The 22045-nt window shown below is 69.6% G+C and carries 20 protein-coding genes; 4 read left to right on the forward strand and 16 right to left on the reverse strand.

From position 1 onward, the window contains the following. Window positions 1-97: 97 nt before the first annotated feature. The gene (locus FNH08_RS02475; protein ID WP_152769557.1) at window positions 98-1642 is read left to right on the forward strand and encodes a class I adenylate-forming enzyme family protein; all 1545 of its coding nucleotides are present in this window, start codon (window positions 98-100) and stop codon (window positions 1640-1642) included. Then, window positions 1639-2727, forward strand: a complete 1089-nt coding sequence (locus FNH08_RS02480; RefSeq protein WP_152769558.1) for an MBL fold metallo-hydrolase — start codon at window positions 1639-1641, stop codon at window positions 2725-2727. The genes FNH08_RS02475 and FNH08_RS02480 overlap by 4 nt, the downstream gene beginning before the upstream one ends. Before the next feature lie 2 nt (window positions 2728-2729). Here FNH08_RS02480 and FNH08_RS02485 read toward each other — a convergent pair whose 3' ends face one another. The 16 genes from FNH08_RS02485 to FNH08_RS02560 all read right to left on the reverse strand — a co-directional run bounded on the left by FNH08_RS02485 (window position 2730) and on the right by FNH08_RS02560 (window position 19710). After that, entirely contained in the window at window positions 2730-3482 is a 753-nt protein-coding gene (locus tag FNH08_RS02485) for an SDR family NAD(P)-dependent oxidoreductase (RefSeq protein WP_322723524.1), read from the reverse strand. A 27-nt stretch (window positions 3483-3509) separates the two neighbouring features. Beyond that, the gene (locus FNH08_RS02490) at window positions 3510-4562 is read right to left on the reverse strand and encodes a phosphotransferase family protein (protein ID WP_322723526.1); all 1053 of its coding nucleotides are present in this window, start codon (window positions 4560-4562) and stop codon (window positions 3510-3512) included. Continuing rightward, window positions 4559-5764: an acyl-CoA dehydrogenase family protein gene (locus FNH08_RS02495; protein WP_152769559.1), complete on the reverse strand. Its 1206-nt coding sequence runs from the start codon at window positions 5762-5764 to the stop codon at window positions 4559-4561. The genes FNH08_RS02490 and FNH08_RS02495 overlap by 4 nt, the downstream gene beginning before the upstream one ends. 25 nt (window positions 5765-5789) lie before the next feature. Further along, window positions 5790-6599, reverse strand: coding sequence for an SDR family NAD(P)-dependent oxidoreductase (locus tag FNH08_RS02500; protein ID WP_228033822.1), 810 nt, complete (start codon window positions 6597-6599; stop codon window positions 5790-5792). A gap of 14 nt (window positions 6600-6613) precedes the next feature. Further along, window positions 6614-8362, reverse strand: a complete 1749-nt coding sequence (locus FNH08_RS02505) for an ABC transporter permease (protein WP_322723528.1) — start codon at window positions 8360-8362, stop codon at window positions 6614-6616. Continuing rightward, on the reverse strand, window positions 8359-9570 hold the full coding sequence (locus FNH08_RS02510; protein WP_322723529.1) for an ABC transporter ATP-binding protein: 1212 nt from the start codon (window positions 9568-9570) through the stop codon (window positions 8359-8361). The genes FNH08_RS02505 and FNH08_RS02510 overlap by 4 nt, the downstream gene beginning before the upstream one ends. A gap of 104 nt (window positions 9571-9674) precedes the next feature. Continuing rightward, complete coding sequence (locus tag FNH08_RS51515) at window positions 9675-10736, reverse strand: ABC transporter substrate-binding protein (protein ID WP_152769561.1); 1062 nt, start codon at window positions 10734-10736, stop codon at window positions 9675-9677. A 340-nt stretch (window positions 10737-11076) separates the two neighbouring features. After that, window positions 11077-12213, reverse strand: a complete 1137-nt coding sequence (locus FNH08_RS02520) for an NADP-dependent oxidoreductase (RefSeq protein ID WP_228033823.1) — start codon at window positions 12211-12213, stop codon at window positions 11077-11079. Window positions 12214-12251: 38 nt separating this feature from the next. After that, window positions 12252-13613 carry an FAD-dependent oxidoreductase gene (locus FNH08_RS02525; RefSeq protein ID WP_152769562.1) on the reverse strand — a complete coding sequence of 454 codons (1362 nt, stop codon included), beginning with the start codon at window positions 13611-13613 and terminating at the stop codon, window positions 12252-12254. Between the two features lie 88 nt (window positions 13614-13701). Next, the gene (locus tag FNH08_RS02530) at window positions 13702-14937 is read right to left on the reverse strand and encodes an MFS transporter (protein WP_152769563.1); all 1236 of its coding nucleotides are present in this window, start codon (window positions 14935-14937) and stop codon (window positions 13702-13704) included. Between the two features lie 120 nt (window positions 14938-15057). Then, the gene (locus FNH08_RS02535; protein ID WP_152769564.1) at window positions 15058-16101 is read right to left on the reverse strand and encodes an LLM class flavin-dependent oxidoreductase; all 1044 of its coding nucleotides are present in this window, start codon (window positions 16099-16101) and stop codon (window positions 15058-15060) included. Next, window positions 16098-16328, reverse strand: coding sequence for a tautomerase family protein (locus FNH08_RS02540; protein WP_152769565.1), 231 nt, complete (start codon window positions 16326-16328; stop codon window positions 16098-16100). Before FNH08_RS02540 ends, FNH08_RS02535 begins: the two co-directional genes overlap by 4 nt. Before the next feature lies 1 nt (window position 16329). Beyond that, window positions 16330-17817: an aldehyde dehydrogenase gene (locus FNH08_RS02545; RefSeq protein WP_152769566.1), complete on the reverse strand. Its 1488-nt coding sequence runs from the start codon at window positions 17815-17817 to the stop codon at window positions 16330-16332. Next, a complete protein-coding gene (locus FNH08_RS02550; RefSeq protein ID WP_152769567.1) occupies window positions 17810-18541 on the reverse strand; it encodes an alpha/beta fold hydrolase in 732 nt (243 codons plus the stop codon). The genes FNH08_RS02545 and FNH08_RS02550 overlap by 8 nt, the downstream gene beginning before the upstream one ends. A 6-nt stretch (window positions 18542-18547) precedes the next feature. Further along, complete coding sequence (locus FNH08_RS02555; RefSeq protein ID WP_152769568.1) at window positions 18548-19099, reverse strand: amino acid synthesis family protein; 552 nt, start codon at window positions 19097-19099, stop codon at window positions 18548-18550. Then, a complete protein-coding gene (locus FNH08_RS02560; RefSeq protein WP_228033824.1) occupies window positions 19096-19710 on the reverse strand; it encodes an amino acid synthesis family protein in 615 nt (204 codons plus the stop codon). Before FNH08_RS02560 ends, FNH08_RS02555 begins: the two co-directional genes overlap by 4 nt. Window positions 19711-20008: 298 nt before the next feature. Here FNH08_RS02560 and FNH08_RS02565 point away from each other — a divergent pair, with 298 nt between their 5' ends. Both FNH08_RS02565 and FNH08_RS02570 read left to right on the forward strand, forming a co-directional pair. After that, the gene (locus tag FNH08_RS02565) at window positions 20009-21607 is read left to right on the forward strand and encodes a BCCT family transporter (RefSeq protein WP_228033825.1); all 1599 of its coding nucleotides are present in this window, start codon (window positions 20009-20011) and stop codon (window positions 21605-21607) included. Beyond that, complete coding sequence (locus FNH08_RS02570) at window positions 21594-22019, forward strand: ester cyclase (protein WP_152769571.1); 426 nt, start codon at window positions 21594-21596, stop codon at window positions 22017-22019. The genes FNH08_RS02565 and FNH08_RS02570 overlap by 14 nt, the downstream gene beginning before the upstream one ends. The last annotated feature ends 26 nt before the right edge of the window (window positions 22020-22045 follow it).

The raw sequence follows: 22045 nt of genomic DNA on the forward strand, positions 1-22045 counted from the left end.
CGGGGCGAGGAACTTTCGCGAGTCGGTGCGAGGAACTTTCGCGACACGGGGCGAGGAACTTTCGCGAGACGAGGCGAGGAAGCGGGCGGGATGCGGGATGCGACAGACAGTGCGGGAGTTCCAGCAGCGGGCAGAACAGAGCGACTTCACAGCCGTCATCGACGACCACGGACACCACTTGGCCCGTGACCTCCTCGACCGCGCGGTCGCCCTCGCGGAGGCCATGACCCCTGACGGGACCCCGGGCGGCACGGTCATGACGCAGGCCGACAACTCGTGGCGTACGGTCGCGGCCACCCTGGCCGTGGGGATGACCGGCGGCGTACTCGCCGTGGTGAACCGGCACACCACGAGCGCGGAGTTCCAGGCGGCCCTGGACGACATCCGGCCGGACGTCGTCATCGCCGAGCCGTCGGCGCTGCGGGAGTGGCACGGGCCGGGCCTGCCGACCGCGTGGACGGCCGAGGCGCTCGACGGCTGGACCGTCCTGTCCGCCCGCGGCCCGAGGGACGTCACCCGCTGGAACGGCGGTGCCGTCATCGGCTTCACCTCCGGTTCCACCGGGCGCCCCAAGGGGGTCGTCCAGTCGGAGTCGGCTCTGCGCTACGCCTGCTCCCGCACCCGCGACATCAACGGCCTGCGGCCGGGCGACGCGGTCGCCGCCCTCGTCCCGCTGTCCTCCACCGCCGCGTACTGCTTCGGAGTCTGCATGTCCCTCATGCTCGCCGGGCCGCTCGTGCTGACGGGCAGGTGGGACCCCGGCGCCGTGCTGGAGCGGATGGCCGAGCACCACGCCCGGTGGACGATGTGCGTACCGACCATGGCCCTGCAGATGGGCTCGGCGGCGGCCGGCTCGCGGGTGCTCGAAGGAGTGCGCTCCATCACAGTGGGCGGCGGCCCCATGGACCGGGGCGCCCTGGCCCGGGCCGAGCGGTCGCTCGGTACGAGGATCCTGCGGGTCTTCGGCATGTCGGAGTGCCTCGGACACACCTCACCACGGCCCGAGGATCCGGAGGACATCCGGCTCGGCCGGGACGGCCGCCCCTTTCCCGGCACCGAACTGAGGGCGGTCACCGCCGACGGAACCGTCCTGGGCCCCGGGGAGACGGGACAGGCCCAGGTCCGGGGCCCCTCCCTCTTCCTCGGCTACGCCCGCGACGGCGAGGTGGAGCCGCCGGCCCTCACCCCGGACGGTTTCCTCCCCACCGGTGACCTGCTGATGACCGCTCACGACGGCACCGTCACCGTCATGGGCCGGGAGAAGGACGTCATCATCCGCGGCGGCCGCAACCTCGACATCACCGAGATCGAACGCGCCGTCGCCAGCCACCCGAAGGTGGCCCGGGTGTGCGTCGCACCGGTGCCGGACCCCCTGCTCGGCGAACGCCCGGCCGTGCTCGTCGTGGCCGAGGACGACACCGGCGCTCTCCACGTCGACCTCGACCTCGACGAGATCACCGGACACCTGGAACGCGTCGGCCTGTCCAAGGCGAAGTGGCCCGAGTTCGTCTTCACCGTGGGCGAGTTGCCGCAGACCAGGGTCGGCAAGCTCGACCGCGGGGGCGCCCGGGAACTCGCCCGCGACCTGCACGCGCGACTCTCACATCAGCGACCCGAACCACCTCAGCTGGGAGATGTATGACGACCCGTTTCGACCGTGGACAGTGGGCACAGAGCGGAGCCCAGACCGTACGGCCCGGGGTGCACCGCGTGCCGCTCCCGCTGCCGGAGGACGGACTGCGGGCCGTCAACGTCTACGTGCTGGAAGAGGACGACGGCCTGGTGCTGATCGACGGCGGCTGGTCGATCCCCGAGTCCCGCAAGGCACTGGAGGACGCACTGGCCGGTCTCGGCCACGACCTCGCCGAGATCACCCACATCCTGGTCACCCACATCCACCGCGACCACTACACCCAGGCCGTGGATCTGCGCCGCCTGCTCGGCTCCCGCGTCTACCTCGGCTCCGGTGAGCGGCGCGGCCTGGAACTGCTCGGCGAGCTGCACACCGACCAGCCCGTCGGATCGCTGCGGACGCTGCGCCGGGCAGGCGCCCTCGAACTGGCGGACCGCATCGAAGCGATGGACCACGGCGGCTTCGACCCCGCCGTATGGGAGGCGCCCGACCGCTGGCTGGAGGCCGAGGAACTGCGGTTCGGGGACCGGACCCTGCGGGTCGTACCGACACCCGGCCACACCCGGGGCCATGTGGTCTACCTCGACGAGGCACGGGGACTGCTGTTCTCCGGGGACCATGTGCTGCCGCACATCACCCCGTCCATCGGCTTCGAGCTGGGCGACGGCCCCGGACTGCCGCTGGGCGACTACCTGACCTCACTGCACCTCATGACCACGCTCGCCGATGCGACCCTGCTGCCCGCGCACGGACCCGTCGGTGACAGCGTCCACCGCAGGGCCGCGGAGCTGCTGGCCCACCACGACGACCGGCTCGCGGAGACGCTCGCCGTCCTCGGCGCGCGGACCCTCGACGCCCACGCCGTGGCCCAGGAGCTGGGGTGGACCCGGCGGAAGGTGCCGTTCGAGGACCTGAACCCGTTCAACCAGATGCTGGCCGTCAACGAGACAGCGGCCCACCTGGACGTCCTCGTGGCCCGCGGCGAAGCCAGCCGCGCCTGCGAGGACGACGTGAACCGGTACGCACGGTGCGTCCCCGGCGCCGGGGTCGGCACCGACGACGGCGCATCGGTCCCGACCCAGGCGTCTGTGTAACCTCAGCGCGCCGTCCAGCCCCCGTCGACGTAGAGCTCCGAGCCGGTCATGAAGCCCGCGTCGTCCGAGGCGAGGAACGCCACCGCGGCCGCCACCTCCTCGGTCGTGCCCAGCCGGCCGAGCGGGGTGCCCTCGATCATCGCGGTCAGCCGGGGCGTGCCCCGCCACAACTCCCGGGACAGGGGCGTCTCGATGAAGCCGGGATGCAGCGAGTTGACCCGCACACCGCGCTTGCCCCAGTGCAGCGCGGCGTTCTTGGTCATCAGCCGTACGGCGCCCTTGGCCGCGTGGTACGAGAACTGCGCGCCGAAGCCGCCGACCGTACCGAAGATCGAGGCGATGTTGACGATGGAGCCGCCGCCGGAGCGCTCGATGGCCGGGCCGCCGTGCTTCATGCCGAGCCACACGCCGGTCTGCGTCACGCCGATCACCCGGTCCCAGGTCTCCTGGGTCTCGGTCTCCACGGTGCCCATCGCGGCGATCCCCGCGTTGTTGACCAGCACCGACAGACCGCCCAGGCGGTCGGTGACCTGGGCGACGAGCGTCTCCCAGGCCGTCTCGTCGGTGACGTCCAGGCGCAGCCCCACGGCACCGCCCGGCAGCTCACCGGCCAGTTTCTCGCAAGTCTCCGAGTCGAGATCGGTGACCACGACGGTCGCGCCCTCGGCGGCCAGCCGACGCACGATCGCCTCCCCGATGCCTCCGGTGGCACCGGTCACCAGCGCCACCTTCCCCGTGAGCCGGGTTTCCCTCACCGCTCCTCACATCCCTTCTCGTGGGTCTCAGGTGGGCCGGACATCGACCGACAGGCCGGAGCGCAGCAGCGCGGGCACCGCCGAACCGACCCGGTCGAAGCCGGGGCCGACGGTGCGCCCGGCGCGGTGGCGGGCATGGACGCCCTCCGCGATGACCGCCAGCTTGAAGTAGCCGAGGGCCCGGTGGAAGGGCAGCGCGGAGACATCGCGGCCGGACCGTACCGCGTACCGTCGCGTCAGCTCCCCTGCGGAGAGGAAGCCCGGGTTGGCCGCCGGGACGTGCCCCTGGCCGAGGACCGGCTCGCACGCCGGGTCCCAGTAGACGAGGAGCAGGCCGAGGTCGGCGAGCGGATCGCCCAGCGCGGCCATCTCCCAGTCGACGATCGCGGCGATCCGCCCGGGATCGCCGTCGTCGAGGATGACGTTGTCGAGCCGGTAGTCCCCGTGCAGGACCGCAGGGAGGGCACCGTCGTCCCGCACCATGGGCAGTGCGCGTACCAACTTCCCGTGCAGCGCGTCCAGTTCGGGCAGCTCGCGGGTGGCGACCAGGTCCCACTGGCCGCGCCACCGCCGCACCTGCCGCTCCAGGTACCCGGCCGGCCGCCCGAACCCGCCGAGCCCGATCCCGTACGGGTCGACGGTGTGCAGCGCGGCCAGTTGGTCGACCAGCGCCTCGGAGCAGCGCCGCGCGTCCTCGGCGGACACCTCGGCCGCCTGCTCGCCGTCCCGCAGCACGGTCCCGTCGACGAAGGAGACGACGGTGAACGGTACGCCGATCACGGACTCGTCGGCGCAGGAGACCACGGTCCGCGGCACCGGGACCCCCGTGCCGGCCAGAGCGGCCATGACGCGGTACTCGCGGTCCATGTCGTGCGCGGTCGGCGTGAGCGTGCCCAGCGGCGGCCTGCGCAGCACCCAGCGGTGCGTGCCGTCGGTGACGAAGTACGTGAGATTCGAGCGCCCGCCGAGCAGCGGACGGACCTCCAGCGGACCCGCGCAGTCCGGGACCTCACGCTCGAAGAAGAGGCCCAGCGCCCGCAGGTCCACCCCGGCCACGGTGGGGTCACCGGTGGCCGTCACCGCACCGCGCCCTGTCGCTCGCGTGCGGCCCGGACCGCGCGTTTGGCGATGGCCCACCGGTGGGTCTCCGACGGCCCGTCGTACACACGGAACGGCCGGACCTCCCGGTAGAGGGCGGCCAGCGGGGTGTCCTCCGAGATGCCGAGCGCCCCGCAGATCTGGACCGCCCGGTCCACTACCCGGCCCACGGCCTCGGACACGAAGGTCTTCGCGACGGAGGTGAGCTGGGCGCCGGGCCTGCCCTGGTCGAGTTCCCAGCAGGCACGCCAGAGCACCGCCCGGCTCGTCTCGATGTCGATCTCCGAGTCGGCCAACTGCTGCTGCACCATGCCGAGTTCCGCCAGAGGGCCCCCGAAGGCCGTACGTCGCGCAGCGCGGTCCAGGGCGATGTCCTGCGCCCGGCGGGCCACTCCGAGCCACCGCATGCAGTGGGTCAGCCTTGCGGGCCCGAGACGCACCTGCGCGTACGCGAATCCCTTGTCGACCTCGCCGAGCACCGCCTCGTCGGGTACCTCGCAGTCGTCGAAGGCGAGTTCGCTGTGACCGGCGAACAGGGCCCGGTCGAGGGTGGAGATGTTCCTGACCGCCTTCATGCCCGGATTGTCGGAACCGACCAGGAACATGGTGGCCCCGCCCGGGTCGCCGGGCTCGCCGCTGGTGCGCGCCATGCAGATCGCGAACGCGGCTCCGTCGGCGCCGCTGATGAACCACTTGCGGCCGTTGATCCGCCAGCCACCCGGGGCCCGGACCGCCGTCGTGGCCAGCGCCCGCGGGTCGGAGCCGGCCCCGGGGGAGGGCTCGGTCATCGCGAAGCACGACCGTGTCTCCCCGGCCGCGAGAGGCGCGAGAAAACGGTTCTTCTGTTCCTCGGTGGCGACCGCTTCGAGGAGATGCATGTTGCCCTCGTCGGGCGCGGCGCAGTTGAGGGCCAGGGGGCCCAGCAGCGAGTATCCCGCGGCCTCGAAGACGACCGCCTGACCCCGCAGATCCAGGCCGAGCCCGCCCCACCGGTGCGAGACATGGGGAGCGAACACTCCTGCCGCCCGGGCCGCCTCCTGCAAGGCGCGCCGCAGTGGTTCGGGGCCCGCGTGCACGTCCCCGTGGCAGCCCTCCTCCGCCGCCAGAACCGTGTCCCGGACCAGGTCGGTGGTCCGCCGCGCGATGTCGGCCACCTGCCGGTCGATGTCGAACTCGATGGCCATACGGCCCCTCTCGATCCCGTGGAGTTCAGTCCTTGACCCCGCGCCACGCGAGCGCGCCACCGTCGATGACGTACGAGCTGCCGGTGATGAACGCGGCGTCGTCCGAGGCCAGGAAGCAGGCAAGCCTCGCCACCTCCTCCGGCCGTCCGAGCCGCCGGACGAGTTGCGGCGCGGTCAGCTCCCGTTCCATGGCGTCGCGGTCGTCGGCGGCCTCGAAGAAGTCCCGTGCCAGGGGCGTCTCGATGACACCGGGGCAGAAGCAGTTGCAGCGCACCGGCGCCAGGTCGACGGCCGTGACCTTGGTGAGGTGGATGACACCCGCCTTGGTGGTGCCGTAGACCGGAGCCAGGGGGAAACCGGTGAGCCCCGACACCGAGGCCGTGTTGACGATCGCGGGACCGCGCGTGGAGTGCCGCAGGTGTGGCGCGGCGAACTTCGTCGTGAGCCAGACGGCCTTGAGGTTGACCTCGTAGACCGCGTCCCAGACCTCTTCGGGCAGCGTGTCGACCGCGCGGTCCTCCGGCCGGTCCACCAGCGCGGATTCGATCACGCCGGCGTTGTTGACGAGGACGTCCAGCCCGCCGAACCGTTCCGCCGTCCGGGCCACCATCGCCTCGATCCGGTCACGGTCGCGCAAGTCGCACACGATCGCCTCCGCCTCGGCCCCGGCGGTGCGTACCAGGTCGGCCGTACCCTTCGCGGTCGCCTCGTTCCGGTCGGCGACCGCGACCGCCGCCGCGCCCTGCCGCGCCATCTCCACGGCGATCGCCTGTCCGATACCCTGGCCGGCGCCCGTGACGAGGACCGTCTTCCCGTCGAGCGAGCCCATGCCCATACCCGTCCCCCCGCTCACAGCTTCTCGAAGATGTCGGAGCCCGCGGCCCACATGGCCACGAAGACGCCCGCCGACGTCACCAGCGTCATGACGAGCGCGATGGCGGCGACCAGCGGATAGGAGCCGTTGGACCAGTAGTCGAACAGAATGGTGCCCATGACCTGCGTCGTGGGTGCCCGTACCAGCAGCGACGCGGTGAACTCGTGGGTGAGCAGCACGAACATCAGCGCCGCGGCACCCGCGATCGTGGGGCGCAGCAGGGGCAGCACGATCTCGGTGGTGGTGCGCAGCGCGCCCGCCCCGCTGGTCCGCGACGCCTCGACGTACGTGTCGCCCAGCGACACCATCCCGGACAACTGCATCCGGGTGGCGAAGGGCAGCATCAGCGTCACGTACACCAGGACGATCACCGTTCGGGTGCCGTACAGGATGAACGGCTCGCGGCTGTACGTCAGCAGGAAGCCGGCGCCGAAGACCACCGCCGGGATGCCGAGGGGCATCGCCACGATGAAGTCGACCGCGGCCCGGATGACGCGGAACCGGCGCCCCTTGAGCAGCAGCGAGGCGGCGACGAAGCCGAGTGGCAGCGCGATGGCGACGGAGATGACCGACGTGGTGAGGCTGTTGACGATCGCGTCGGTGATCCCCGACTCCTGGAACACGCGCCGGAAGTTGTCGAGCGTGAACCCGCTCGGTGTGATCCTCCCGCTCCAGAAGGCGGAGAGCGACACCACCACGAGCGCGCCCAGCGGCAGCGCCAGCGCCACCAGGCCGTAGAGGACGATGCCGGTGACCGCCACCCACGACGGCCGCCCGCCGGACCGGAACGCCTTGCCGCCGTGTGTGACGAAGCGGCTGTGGTCGCCGAGGATCACCTTCTGGAAGAGGACGACGGCGATGCCGAGGAGCAGCAGCGGTGAGCCGATCGCGGCGGCCCTGCCGTAGTCGACCGGGCTCTGCGACACGGCGACGTACATGTCGGTGGTGAGGACGTCGATGCCGTTGTTCCTGCCGAGCAGCAGGGGGCCCGTGAACTGGCCGAGTCCCAGCAGCAGCGCCACGAACCCGCCGTACACCAGGGTCGGGCGCAGCAGCGGCAGCGTCACCCGGAAGAACACCCCGGCGGCCGACGACCCGTTGACCTGCGCCGCCTCGATCAGCTCCGCGTTGATGTTGCCGAATCCGGCGCTGACGAACAGGTAGACGAAGGCGGTCAGCCCGAAGCCGGTGATGAGCACGATCCACGGGAGCGTGTAGATGTCGACGGGACCCTCGTCGAGGTGGTTCCACCACGGCAGGGTGCGCAGGGCCGCGTTGAGGTAGCCGGGGCGGGGCGAGAACAGGAACGCCCATCCGGTCACCGCCGCCACGGCCGGCACGACGATGGGCAGGATGGGCAGGACGCGCAGCAGTCGCAACCGGGGCGGCAGCCGGGTCGCGGCCCAGGCCAGGAACGTCCCGAGGACGAGTGCGATGGCCAGTGAGCCCAGCGCCAGACCGGCCGTCCTGACCAGCGTGGCCGCCATGTCCGGGTCGTCGAAGGCGGCACTGTAGCCACGGGCGTCGTCCTCGAAGGCCAGCCGTTGCAGGCCCACCAGCGGAGCGATCACCAGGTAGCCGATGGCGAGGAGGAAGACGAGCGCGCCGAACCGTGGCAGATGGCGTCGTACACGGGTCAGCGCCGTCGGGTGCGCAGGGGCCGGGTGCGGCGGTGTCGTCGTGGGGGCGGGCGCGGGTACGGCGGGTGCGGTCACGGTCCTCACGCCCCCACTGCGGCGGCGGGCGCGTGCGTGGCTGTTCGTACTCCGTCGGCGTCGTAGTAGATGGCGGCGTCCTTGGCGAACCACGCGGTCACCCGCTGTCCGCGCGACAGACTTCGGGCCCAGGGCTTGCCGGTCAGGGGCGCGCGGGCGTGCAGACGGTTGCCCGCGACCGTGACGACCACGTCCATGTGGCGCCCGCCGAACTGCGCGTCGACGACCTCCGCGGGGAGGCCGACGCCGTGGTCCGGCGGTTCCTCCTCGGCCGGACAGAGCCGAAGGTCGTCGGGGCGCAGCCGCGCGGAGATCTCGCTGTGCGAGCGGGGCACGGGGAGCTCGTGGGCCACGGCCTGGCCCGTCGCGCCCGGTTGGCCCGCCGTGCCTGTCTGGCCCGCCGCGCCCGATGGGTCATCGGTGCCCGGTTGGTCGGCGAGTCCCCATCCTTCGCCCTGCCGCCGGAGCGGAAGCCGGTTCGACATGCCGATGAACCCGGCGACGTACTCGGTGGCCGGTTCCTCGAAGACCCGTTCCGGTGTGCCGAGTTGCTCGATCCGCCCCGCCCTCATGATGGCCAGGCGGTCGCCGAGCGCCAGTGCCTCGCTCTGGTCGTGGGTGACGAACACGGCCGTGAAGCCCAGCCGTGCGTGCAGCTCGTGCAACTGGGCGCGCACCTGGTCGCGCAGCCGGGCGTCGAGGTTGCTCAGCGGCTCGTCGAAGAGCACCAGGTCGGGCTGCGCGGCCAGACCACGGGCCAGGGCGACCCGCTGCTGCTGGCCGCCGCTGAGCTGCGCCGGATAGCGATCGAGCAGGGCGGAGCAGTCCACCAGCTCCGCCGCCTCCTCGATCCGTGTGCGCGCCTGCTCGCGGGCCACCCGCCGGGTCCGCAGCGGATATCCGATGTTGCGGCGCACCGTCATGTGCGGCCAGAGCGCGTACGACTGGAACACCATCCCGATCCGGCGTTTGTTGGGAGGGAGGTTGATCTTCCCGTGTGCGTCCAGCACCGTCTGGTCGCCGAGCGAGATACGCCCCTCGTCGGGTGTCTCCAGACCGGCCAGACAGCGCAGAGTGGTGGTTTTCCCACAGCCGCTGGGGCCGAGCAGAACGATGAACTCGCCCGGTTCGATCTCCAGCGACAGGTCGTCCACGGCGATGGCCGGCGGCTTGCCGGCGAACCTTTTGGTCAGACCCTCGATGCGCACGTGGGACACGGGGGACTCCTCACATCCAAAGATCAGGTGAGAGTGGGCACCCGTCGGCGTGGGTGCCCACACTGCTGTGCACGGTTCCTGGCAGAGGCCGGCCGCCACTGCCGCTACTGGAACAGGGACTTCCACTTCTTCTGGTACGCGGACACGGCATCCGGTGTGAGCTTGGCCGGATCCTGGATCCGTACCTTGTCGTTGGTGATCACCGTGCCGGGGACCTTGGGCAGCACCGAGCCGGCCGACGGTGTGATCAGTTCCTGGCCCTTGGCGGTCACCATGAAGTTGGCGAACAGCTGGCCGGCGTTGGGGTGCGGGGCGGTGCTCAGCACCATCCCGTAGTAGCGGGCACCCCATGCCCCGTTCGGCGGCATGCGGTAGTCGACGGGCGCACCCTTCTTCTTGGCCGGGTCGAGCGCGATCGGTGCGACGAAGCTGCCGGCGGCGATCTCGCCGGACTGCATCGCCTCACCCATGGGCAGGGAGCTGGGGTAGATGCGCGGCTTCTGGGCGGCCAGCTTCTTCACGAAGTCGGCGCCGTACGTCTCCTCCAGCCACAGGTAGAAGTCCACGATCGAGGGTGCCGTCGGCTCGATGACGCCGATCTTGCCGCCCTTGAGTTTCGGGTCGAGCAGGTCCGGATAGTCGGTGAGCCCCTTGGGATAGAGCTTGGTGTTCCAGCCGAAGGTGAGCACCGCTGAGTTGGTCTCGAAGTAGTTGCCCTTGTGGACGTACTTCTTGGTGTCGTAGTCGCCCTTGCCGGTCAGTTCGGGACCGGTCGGAGCCAGGAACCGCTTGGCCTCGGCCTGTGGCTTCACCCAGGACAGGCTCGCGCTGACATACATGTCGGCGATGCCCTTGCCGGAGTTGAACTCCGTCTCGACCTTCACTCCGAGGTCCCCGTCGACGCCTCGTACGGTCTTGACGTCGATCCCCGGGTACTTGGCCTCGAAGGCCTTCGCGAGGTTGTTGAGGGAGGTCAGATCCTGGGCCGAGTAGACGGTGACCTGTCCTTCTTTCTTCGCTGCGGCGACGAGTTCGTCCATGCCCGCCGAGGCGGGCACGACCTTGGACTCGGCGTTGTCGTTGCCGCCGCCGCATGCGGCGACGAGCAGGGTGGTGATGGACAGCAGTATGAGCAACGTCCCGCGCCGTCGCGGATCTGATCTCATTCGCGGCTCCTTACCTGAAACCGGCTCCCGGCCGAACCCGGTACACCCGAGCGGCCTGCGCGCTGGGGGGTGGCGGGGTGGTCGAGATTGCGGGAAAGTTACCAAACTGAACTAGGTTAGGCAATAGGTTGCGCAAGTGAGTGAGGGTGGGGGGCGGCGCGGGGAAGCGTGCATTGTGTACATGAAGGCACCGCTATGTTCATGCGGATATGTCGCGGCAACGGGGGTGTCGGCCCATGTCATGGGATGGCGAAGGTCCGGTCGTGCGGCCGACCATGAGAGTGCACTGAACTTATTTCAATTCATCTTTTGAGGCCCCAGGGCGCTCTGCAGTGCCTGCTCAGCCGTCGGCGTTCTCACGATGGGGGGCGCCGTCGATCCGCACAAGTGTCTTGCCGGTGTTGTCGCCCCGTAGGAGGGCCGCCAACGCCGCCGGCGCCTGTGTCAGCCCGTCGACGATCGTCTCGCGGTAGTGGAGGCGGCCTTCGCGGACCCATGCGCCCATCTGCCGTCGCATCTCAGGCAGCAGGTGGGTGTGGTCACTGCCGCGGAAGCCGCGAATCGTCAGGCCCTTCGTCACCGCCAGCATGAGGTTTGTCGGGCCGTGCGGCGGCTCCTCCGTCCCGTACTCCGAGATCATGCCGCAGATCGCGATGCGGCCCGACCTCCGAAGTGCGCCGAGAGCGGCCTGGAGATGGTCACCGCCGACGTTGTCGAAGTACACGTCGATCCCGCCCGGAGCCGCCTCGCGCAGCAGGTCGGGGAGGGCGCCGCACTTGTAGTTGAAGGCGGCGTCCAGACCGAGTTCCTCCAGGAGGTAGCGCACTTTCTCGTCGGAGCCGGCGCTGCCGATGACGCGATGCCCGCGGATCTTCGCCATCTGTGCGACAAGGCTGCCCACGGCGCCGGCCGCGGCGGAGACCCAGACCACGTCCCCGTCACGGAGGTCCGCGACATGGAAGAGGCCGGCGTAGGCGGTGAGGCCGCCTGATCCGAGTACACCGAGGTGGGCCTGTGGCGGTGCGATGTGTACGTCGAGCTTCGTGAGCGTACCTACACCGCCGAGAGCTCGGCTCTCCGCGTCGACGACCGCGTAGTCGCGCCAGCCGGAGGCGTGCCACACCGTGTCGCCGGGGGCGAATCCGTCGGCGCGGGACTCGACGACCTCTCCGACGGTCATGATCCCGTCCATCGGCTCGTCGAGGGGAAAGGCCGGAAAGTATCCCGGTGGCGCCTTCTCCCGGAGCCGCAGCCGGAGAGCGGCATCGACGGACGTCCATGTGTTCCGGACCAGTACCTCGCCCGGTCGCGGCTTTCCGACCTCGACCTCGGCGACGCGAAAGTCCGACGCCCGGACCTCGCCGCGGGGATACGCGATCGGCCGGATCTCACGGCCGATCGTCACCGCGCCTGGCCGCAGCGGGTGGACCGCCCCGGCCCCGGTGCGCATCTGGTCCATGAACTGAACTTGTATCATGTGGACGTTCCCTCGTCCATGGCCCGCGTTGGAGCCCGTCAATCGCATGGGTTCTGCCTGTGTGGCTGCGCGTGAACCGTCGCGGTCCCGGCCGCCGTGAGTCCGAACACGAGGGCCGACGCGATCCCACCCGCGTAGGCCCGGTACCACAGCCCTCCGGTGTCCGAACCGGCGGCGAGAAGTCCTGCCACGGGCGCGCCGTCCTCGCGCAGCACCCGTGCCCGCTCGTCGATGCGGATCCCGTGGAACGGGAAGGTGATGGCCGGTACCGCCTCGATGACGTAGTAGGGCGGTTCGTCGAGTGGCATCCGGTCGAGTCGGCGGCCCGGCACCGGTTCCTCCCCCGCGGCCGCCCGAGCGTTGAACTGGCCGACGGCCGCGCGGATGGCCTGCCCGTCGTATCCCCACTCCTCCGGGAGGCAGTCGAGTTCGTCGAGGTCGTCGGCGACACCCACCCGGCCGCCCCGTTTCGCGGCCAGCGCGAACTTGTCGACGGCGACCGCTCCCTTCACGTACGAGCCCACCACCCACTCGCGGAAGACGCGGGCGTCGGCAATGAGAAGCCCGCGGTTCTCGGGCTGTTCCATCAGCGCCATCGTCGTCAGGTGGTCGCCCAGGGTCTCGTCGGTGAACCGCTCGCCGCGAAGGTTGAACAGCAGGGCGTGCTCGCTGTAGTAGAGCGACAGATCGACGAAGTCCGCGGGGTCGGCGAACGGGATGCCGCTGGGGATCAGATGCCCGTAGAAGCCGGCACCCGGTGACCCGGTCGCCGCCCCGGCAGCGGTCGCGAGGCGGTAGCCGGCCCCGCGGCTGTGGGGGTTGGAGCGCAGTTCCATGCGGTCGGCGTGGGGGTGGACGAGCTTGTTGCGAAGGGTCCTGTCCCCCTGGAAACCCCCGGTGGCCAGGAGCGTCGACGTGGCGTGCACCGTGCGTCGTGTGCCGTCGCTCGCGACGAGTTCCGCTCCGGTCACGGCCCCGTCCTCCACGAGGAGGCGCTCGGTATCGGTGGTCATCAGGAGTTCGCCACCTGCCTCGACGATGATGCGGCGGCAGGTGTCGACGTAGTGATGGGTGTCGAACTGGTGCCCCCGGCCGAAGCTGAGGATGGGCTGGGCGTCCTTGGCTTCGACGCCGGTGCTCCGGATCCATGCGATGCCGTCGTCGAAGCGGCCCACCAGGGCGCGCTTGAGTGAGGCATCTCCGTCCGGGTTCTGCTGCTCCATTACGTCGTGACTCGGGGCGGTCCAGGCGTAGCCCGCGTAGCGCGCGGACCCCCCGACGTCGTCGCCGATCTCGACGACCACGACGGACAGTCCGTCGCGTACGGCTCTCGCGCCGGCGGTCAGCCCGGCCATACCCGCCCCGATGACCAACAGATCGACCGTCCGGTGCTCCGGCATACGCACTCAGCCCCATCGTTCGGCACCCTGATTTGAACTGACTTCATTTTCTACAGGGTGGCTCCGGGGTCAACAGTGCTGCAACGACCTACGAGCTCCTGGACCGGACTGTGGAGTCGGAGTCGGAGTCGGGGGCGGGTGTGGCCACAGCGGGGCGGGAGCCGACAGCGGGAGCGAGGAAGATCGCCACGGCGGTGAAGGCGAGTACGACGATCATGGCGAGGCGAAGGCCGTAGTGGTCGCCGAGGAAACCGAGGCTGGGCGGGCCGACGAGGAACGCGACGTAGCCGATCTTCGCCACGAGGCTGACACGCGCGGCAGGGTCGGGGCCGGAGTCACCGGCGGCCGAGAGGGTCAGGGGGAAACCGAGCGAGGCTCCCAAGCCCCAGAAGAGGACGGCGGCTCCGGCCAGGGCAGCGGAGTCGGCAAAGACGACAAGGGCGATTCCGAGGGTCGCGGAGATGGCACTGGCCCGGACCACGAGGGTGCGGCCGAGGCGGTCGATGAAGACTCCGCCGGCGAAACGGCCGATGGTCATGGCCGCGGCGAAGCCCGTGTAGATGGCTGAGCCCAGGGCGGGATCCACGCCGTGACCGTCGACCATGATCAGAGGCAGCCAGTCGTTCGCGGACCCCTCGGCCAGGGCCATGGCCAGGATGATGCCACCGATCAGGAGCAGCCGCCGGTCCTTCCGGACCTTCGCCTGGTCCGGAGCGTCACTGGTCTCAGCGGGCAGGTCCTCGCCCCGGGTCTTGCCCACGGCGTCAGGGATGGCACGGTAGGCAGGGAAGAACATCGCTGTCGTGACGGCGGCGACGGCTGCCAGGTGCCACTGCACCGGGAAGGCGACGGCCGTGGACAGGATGCCGAGCGCGGCTCCCACGACGGTGCCCAGGCTGAAGAAGCCGTGCAGCGTGGGCAGTACGGTCCGCCCTGTGATCTGTTCGACCTCGGCGCCGTCGATGTTGATCGCGACCTCTCCTCCGCCCATGCCGGCACCGAAGAGGAGCAGACCGGCGGTGACGGTGGGCGCGGAGGAGAGCATCGATCCACCGCCGATGATCCCCATGCTGAGGATGACCAGCAGTGTGCCGGCGCCCATGACGGGCCGGGTGCCGAACCGGGCGACGAGTGTTCCGGAGCTGAGAATCCCGATCATGGAGCCGACGGACAGTCCGAACAGGATGATCCCCATCTGCGCGGTCGAGGCGCCGAGTTGGTCCCTGATGTCGGGTGTCCGGGTCACCCAGGACGAGATCGACAGGCCGGGTATGAGGAAGAAGAGGAACAGTGCCGCTCGGCGGCGGCGCGTGCCAAGGTCCATGAAGTACGTGCTCTTTCACGCGAACGCGACAGGGCGGGCAACACCCCCCGACTGAGTACGTACAAACGTACACGTGTACATGGAACGGACGCAGAGGATCACTTGGTCACTGGAACTTGGTCACTGGAAGGCCGGTATGACTTCCTTGATGAACAGCTCCAGCGACGTGCGCTTCTCGTCGTGCGACATGCTGGTGTCGATCCAGAAGCTGTACTCGTCGACGCCGAGTGCCTCATAGGCGCGAAGTCGCTCGATGACCTCGGCAGGCGTCCCGATCATGGCGGTCCTGCGCAGCGACTCCGGCCGGAACTCCGGCCGGTCCTCGAACTTCGACTCCGGACTGGGGGCGAGGAACCCGTTCCGTGGCGTGGTCTTGTTGCCGAACCAGGCGTCGAAGGTCCGGTAGAAGCGGTTGATCGCCTCCGCTGCCGGGCGCCAGCCCTCGGGCTCGTCGGGGGAGTGGAGATGTGTGTGGCGCAGGACCATCAGCTCGGGGCGCGGCACCTCGGGATGGTTCGCCACCGCGGTGTCGAACTTCTCCTTGAGTTCGGCGACTTCCTCGTCGCCCTTCATCAGCGGGGTGACCATGACGTTGCACCCCTGGGCCACGGCGAAGTCGTGGGAGGCGGGGTCGCGAGCGGCGATCCACATGGGTGGGGTGGGCTGCTGCACCGGCTTGGGCACACTGGTCGACGTCGGGAACTGCCATATCTCGCCGTCGTGGGCGTAGTCGCCATGCCAGAGGGCCCGGACGGCCGGGACGAGTTCACGCAGATGCTTTCCGCCGTCGGCGGCCGGCAGCCCGCCCGCCAGCCGGTCGAACTCGAACTGGTAGGCGCCCCGGGCGAGTCCGACCTCCATGCGGCCATTGCTGATGACGTCGAGCAGCGCGCATTCGCCGGCGACCCTGAGCGGGTGCCAGAACGGGGCGATGACGGTCCCGGCACCCAGGCGAATGGTCGAGGTCTTCGCGGCCAGGTGCGCGAGCAGCGGCATCGGGCTCGGGGAGATCGTGTACTCCATCGCGTGGTGCTCCCCGATCCACACCGTGCCGAACCCGCCGGCCTCGGCCATCAGGGCCAGTTCGGAGAGGTTCTCGAAGAGTTGGCGGTGGCTGACCTCCTCGTCCCAGCGCTCCATGTGCACGAACAACGAAAACCTCATGACTGCTCCTCGTCTGCTGTGGGGGCCAAGGCGCGGGCGGCGTCCATCTCGGTGAGGGTGACGTCACCGGTGGCCCAGTGCGCCCTGGGCACCTCGTGGACGACGACCCGGATGTACTCGGGCCGGGTGTTCGCGGTGCGAAGGACCGCGGCGTGCACCTCGTGCATCAGGTCCCGGATCTGCGCCGGGGTGCGGCCCTCGGCGAGGGTGATGGTGACCTGTGGCATGTCAGCTCCGCATGGTGAACGGGTCGGCCACGGGCTCCTCGCTCGTGTTGATCCAGACGCTCTTGAGCCGGGTGTAGTCCTTGATCGTCTCGATGCCGTGCTCGACGCCCACGCCACTGGTCTTGAAGCCCTGCCGCGGTGACATCGGGGACATGGCGCGGTAGGTGTTGACCCAGACGGTTCCTGCGTCCAGCCGCGCCGCCATCCGGTGCGCCCGTGCGAGGTTCGTCGTCCAGACGCCGGCCGCGAGACCGTACTCGGTGTCGTTCGCCAGGCGCACGACCTCGTCCTCGGTGTCGAACGGCATGATCGCAGCGACGGGGCCGAAGATCTCCTCACGTACGACGCGCATGCCGTTGTCGACGTCCACGAGGATGGTGGGTTCGTAGAAGTAGCCGCCGAGACCGCCGTCGGTGGCCCGGCCACCGGTCAGCACCCGGGCGCCTTCGTCGCGTCCGAGGTCGACGTACCCGGCCACCTTGTCCCGCTGGCCTTCGAAGGCCAGCGGACCGAGCTCGGTCTTCTCGTCCAGCGGGTCGCCGATACGGATGGTCCTGGCGCGTTCCGCGACCCGCTCGAGGAGCTCGTCGTAGACGGACCTGTGCGCGAACACCCGGCTGCCGGCGATGCACGTCTGTCCCGCGGCGGCGAAGATACCGGCGACGACACCCATCGCCGCGTTCGGGACGTTCGCGTCCTCGAAGACGATGTTGGGCGACTTGCCGCCGAGTTCGAGCGTCGAGCCGATGAACCGGCTCGCGGTCGCCGCGGCGATGCGCGCCCCGGTCGCCGTGCTGCCGGTGAAGGAGATCTTCGCCAGGTCGTGGTGGTCGACCAGGGCCTGCCCGGCCTCGGCGCCGAACCCGGTGACGACGTTCACCGCGCCCGGCGGGAATCCCGCTTCGAGCGCCAGCTCGGCGAGCTTGAGCACCGAGGCCGAGGTGTACTCCGAGGGCTTGATCACGGCGGTGTTGCCTGCGCAGAGCGCGGGCGCCAGCTTGCTGCTGGTCAACGTCAGCGGAGAGTTCCAGGGCGTGATGGCTCCGACGACACCGAGAGGCTCCCGGGCCGTGTAGTTCAGCACCTGGCGGTCGGAGGTGGGGATGACATCACCGTGGATCTTGTCGGCCAGCCCGGCGTAGTAGTGGTAGTACTCCGGCAGGGCGGCCAGTTGCCCGCGCATCTCGCGCAGCAGTTTGCCGTTGTCCTTCGTCTCCGTGCGGGCCAGGTCTTCGGCGTTCTCGGCGATCAGATCGCCCAGGCGCCGCAGCAGGTGTCCACGCCGTGTCTGGCTGAGGTCGCGCCAGCGCGGGTCCTCGAACGCCTCTCTCGCGGCTGCCACGGCCCGCGCGATGTCGGTGGCGTTCCCGCGCGCGGCCCGGTAGAGGACCTCGCGCGTGGCCGGGTTGGTGCTCTCGAAGTACTCACCCGAGGCGGGCTCGACCCACGTCCCGCCGACGAAGTGCTGCAACGTGGTGAGGTCAGACATGTGCGCACTCTCCGATGAAGGTGGTGAGGGAGTCGACGAACGCCTCCGGGCGCTCGACGGGCAGCATGTGACGGGCCCGAGGGATGACCACCGCACGGCAGTCGGGAAGCGCCGAAGCGAGCCGGAGGGTCATCTCCGGGGTGGACCCGGGATCGTTCTCACCCGTCACCGCCAGTGCGCGTATGCCGATGGTGCCCAGGTCCGGAGCGAGTTCGGCGTCCGCGGTGGCGAACACGCGGTAGCAGTTGAGGAAGGACCGGACGTCGTTGGCACGCAGCGTGGCCTTGGTGTCGGCCACCCGGTCGGGGGCGACGTCGGTGCCGGCGTACCACCGCTTCAGGGACGCGGCGGTACTCGCCGGGAAGTCGGCCTCGGCGGTGCGCAGTCGGGCGAGGACGGACGCCCGCTCCTCGGCCGTGCGCCGACAGACCGAGCTCACCGAGGTCAGCGTGGCCGGCAGCTCCGGGCGGTGCAGTGCCACGTGCTGGGCGACGAGCGCGCCGAGTGAGAATCCGACCAGGTGCGAGCCTGCCGGAATCTCGCCGACGATCCCCTCGGCCAGGTCCGCGAGTGTCACCCCGTCGTTCACCGGCGGGCGAGTGCCGTGGCCCGGAAGGTCGGGGGCGATCACGGTGAACCGGTCGGTCAGGAGCGCGACGGAGGGCTCCCACATGGTGTGGTCGAGCCCGACACCGTGCAGCAGCACTATGGTCGGCCTGCTCATGTGCGCCTACTGCTCGGTGGAGAGCGGCGCCAGACGCTGCTGGGGGCGCCCCTGGGCCGCGGCGGCGAGCGCGATGACGATCTCGTTCGGGTGGGGGGCGTCGGTGATGCGGACCTCGATGGTCTGGTGGTGCGAACGGATCGTGGCGTCGGTGATGTGCTTCAGCGGGATGTCGAAGACGACGCCGGCGGGCCCGCGCTTCTCGATGGCGGGCAGCAGGGTGGTGGCGCCCGCGGCCTTGCGGAAGTGGTCGCCGAACTTGAGCGTGTGGATCAGTGCCGAGCCGTGCTCGATCTCGCCGTCCAGGCCGACGACGGCCGCCTTGCCGTACGCCTCGGCGGGAGCGTCCAGGGCGTCGAGTACCGCGGGGGCCAGCAGCCCGCCGAGGTCGGAGGCGTTCGCGTCGATGCCGGGAGCGAGGTCCTCGACGAATCCCTGGCCGGCCCAGGGGTTCTCGATCACCGCCGCGACGACGGCGACCCTCGCGGGGCGATCGACCTCGCGGCCGCCTTCGGTGCGGATCTCCTCGACGACGGTCACGATCTTGCGGACGCTCATGAGGGAACAACCTCCAGGCTTTCGGTGGTGACGACGGGGTCGGTCATACGGTCCCCGATGCGGGGGTGCGGGCGCGGCCCCGTCGACGCGGCCGCGATGACGACGATCTCGTCCGCACGCGGGGCGTCCGAGACGCGGGCGCTGATGGTCTGGTAGTGACTGCGCGTCGAGGCGTGTGTCTTGTGCCAGAGCGGGACGATCAGCGTCTCGCCCGCCTCGGCCCGCGTGTCGGCGAAGCAGATGATCGACTCGCCCTGGAGGAACTCCCGGACCAGGTTGCCGAAGTACGGGGTGTGGATGAGCGCCCCCGCGTGCTCGATCTCGCCCGACGTGCCGACGATGGCGGCCTTGCCGAACGACTCGATCTCGTCCACACCACCGAGGGAAGCGACGAGCCGGTCGGTCAGCAACTTCGCGAGCACCGGGGCTATGTGGCTCTGCTCCCTCGACAGGTCGGCCGAAGGGCCCGCGCTCACCCAGGGGTTCCGTATGACCGCGGCGACGCTCGCTCGCCGCGCGGGCTGAGCGGGTGCCTCGCCCGCCTCGGTGAAGACGACATCGCGGTAGAGCACGAGCTTCCGAAGACCGATGTTCTCGTCAGGGTGAACCATGCCTTCTTGCATGGCACAGGACGATAGGTTCCCTGTCTCGCGGTGGTCAAGAGGTCGAACGGAAGGGCTTCCCGAGGTCCGGTAAGGCCCCTGTTCGAGCCCCTGTTCAGGGCCTCTGAATGCTACTTGAGCTGTGTATTTGAGGAGTCTTTACGGCCGGGGCGGGATTCGCCGTTATCGAACCCTTGACGCTCTATCTGTGACATGCCTTACTGCTGCTTGTATGCCAGCCAGGCGGTCATCGAGCCCCGCGGACGCAAGGAGTCTCATGTCCAGTCACCTTCAAACGGGTGCGGGAATGACACCCGCGACGCCGTCGGGGAGCGGTGAGGAAAGCGCCCCCGACGGCACCCCCGACGCCACCTCCGACGGCACCAGAAACGGCCGCGACGGCGAGGGAAGGCTCGGTTCCGTCTTCTGGACCTCGATCGGCATCTCCGCCCTCTTCGTCGGCTGGGCGGTGCTCTTCACGGACAACCTGAACAAGGTCACGACCGACTCCCTGAACTGGGTGACGGCCACGTTCGGTTGGACCTACCTGGTGGTCACGCTCGCCATCCTCGTGTTCCTGGTGTTCCTGGCCTTCAGCCCCGCCGGCGGCATCCGGCTCGGCGAGGACAGCGACCGGCCCGAGTTCTCGACACCGACCTGGTTCGCCATGATCCTCAGCGCGGTCATGGGAATCGGACTCGTCTCGTACGGCGTCGCCGAACCGATCTCGCATCTGGCGACGCCGCCGCACGGTCTCGCCGAGCCGAACACGCCGGCGGCGGCGGTGCGAGCCCTCCAGTACTCCTACTTCGACTGGGGACTGCACGCCTGGGCGATCTTCGCCGTCTTCGGTCTCGCCATCGCGTACTCGACGCACCGCAAGGGCCGCCGCACCCTGGTCAGCCAGCTGTTCGTGCCGCTGCTCGGCGACCGTGTGAACGGGCCGATCGGCAAGGCGATCGACGTGCTGGCCGTGTTCGCGACGCTCTTCGGCACCACGACGTCCCTCGGGCTGGGGGCCCTTCAGGTCAACAACGGTCTCGGCAGGCTGTTCGGGATGCCGGTCAACTCGGTGACCCAGGTGCTCATCATCGCCGCCGTCACGTCGGTCTTCACGCTCTCGGCGGTGACCGGAGTCAGCAAGGGCATCAAGTTCCTGAGCCAGGGCAGTACCGTGCTGGCGGTCCTGCTGTTCGTGTTCATGCTCGTCGTCGGTCCCGCCGTCTTCATCGCGAACCTGTACATCGAGTCCGTGGGCACCTGGGCCACCGACTTCTTCCGCATGAGCCTCCAGGGCACCGCGTTCGGCGGGCTCGAATGGATGCAGTGGTGGACCTACTTCATGATGGCCTGGTGGGTCTCCTGGGGTGCCTTCGTCGGAGTCTTCCTCGCCCGCATCTCCCGGGGCCGCACCATCCGGGGCTTCGTCATGGGCGTCCTGGTCGTGCCCAGCGTGGTGTTCTTCACCTGGTTCACCGTCTTCGGCGGCACGGCGATTCACGTCGACATGTTCGAGGGCGGCGACATCGCCAAGCAGACCGCGGCCGACATCAACAGCGCGTTCTTCGCGACCCTCGACCACTTCCCGCTCGCGGGCGTCACCTCGTTCATCGCCATCCTCCTGGTCGTGATGTTCTTCGTCTCCGGCGCCGACGCCAACACGTACGTACTGAGCATGATGACCTCGGACGGGGCGCTCACCCCGCGTCGCTGGGTGCTCGTTCTGTGGGGATTCCTCACCGGAGTCACGGCCGTCGTGCTCATGCTCGCCGGCGGGCTGAACGCCCTTCAGAACACCGTCATCGTGACGTCCTTGCCGTTCCTCGTGATCATCGCCGGACTGGCGGTGTCCTTCTGGAAGGAACTCAGCAAGGACACGAGGGAGATGACCGATGTCGCACACTGACGCCCGTCGCGGGCTCATCGAGAAGGTGTGGGCGGCGGCCTGGGGCCAGGGTGACGTCGATGCCCTCGACACGCTGCTGAGTCCGGCCTACCTCCGCCACGGCGGATACCCGCACCCGCAGGACCTGAACGCCTTCAAGGCCACGATCGTCGCCATCCGGGCGGCGTTCCCGGACCTGGTCACGATGATCGACGACGTCGTGGTCGAAGGCGACAAGGCCGCGATCCGCTGGCACAGCACCGGAACCCACGAGAACTCGTTCCTCGGCGTCCCTCCCACCAAGCGGCACATCGACGTCAGCGGTGCCACGTTCGCCCGCTTCGAGGAGGACCGGATCGTCGAGGAGTACGTGACGTGGGATCCCCGTGCGCTGCTCTCGGCGCTGGGCATCATCCAGGTGGGACAGGACTGATGATCGAGATGACAAGGAGCATGTCC

This window comes from Streptomyces spongiae, assembly GCF_009377185.1.
GTDB lineage: Bacteria > Actinomycetota > Actinomycetes > Streptomycetales > Streptomycetaceae > Streptomyces > Streptomyces spongiae.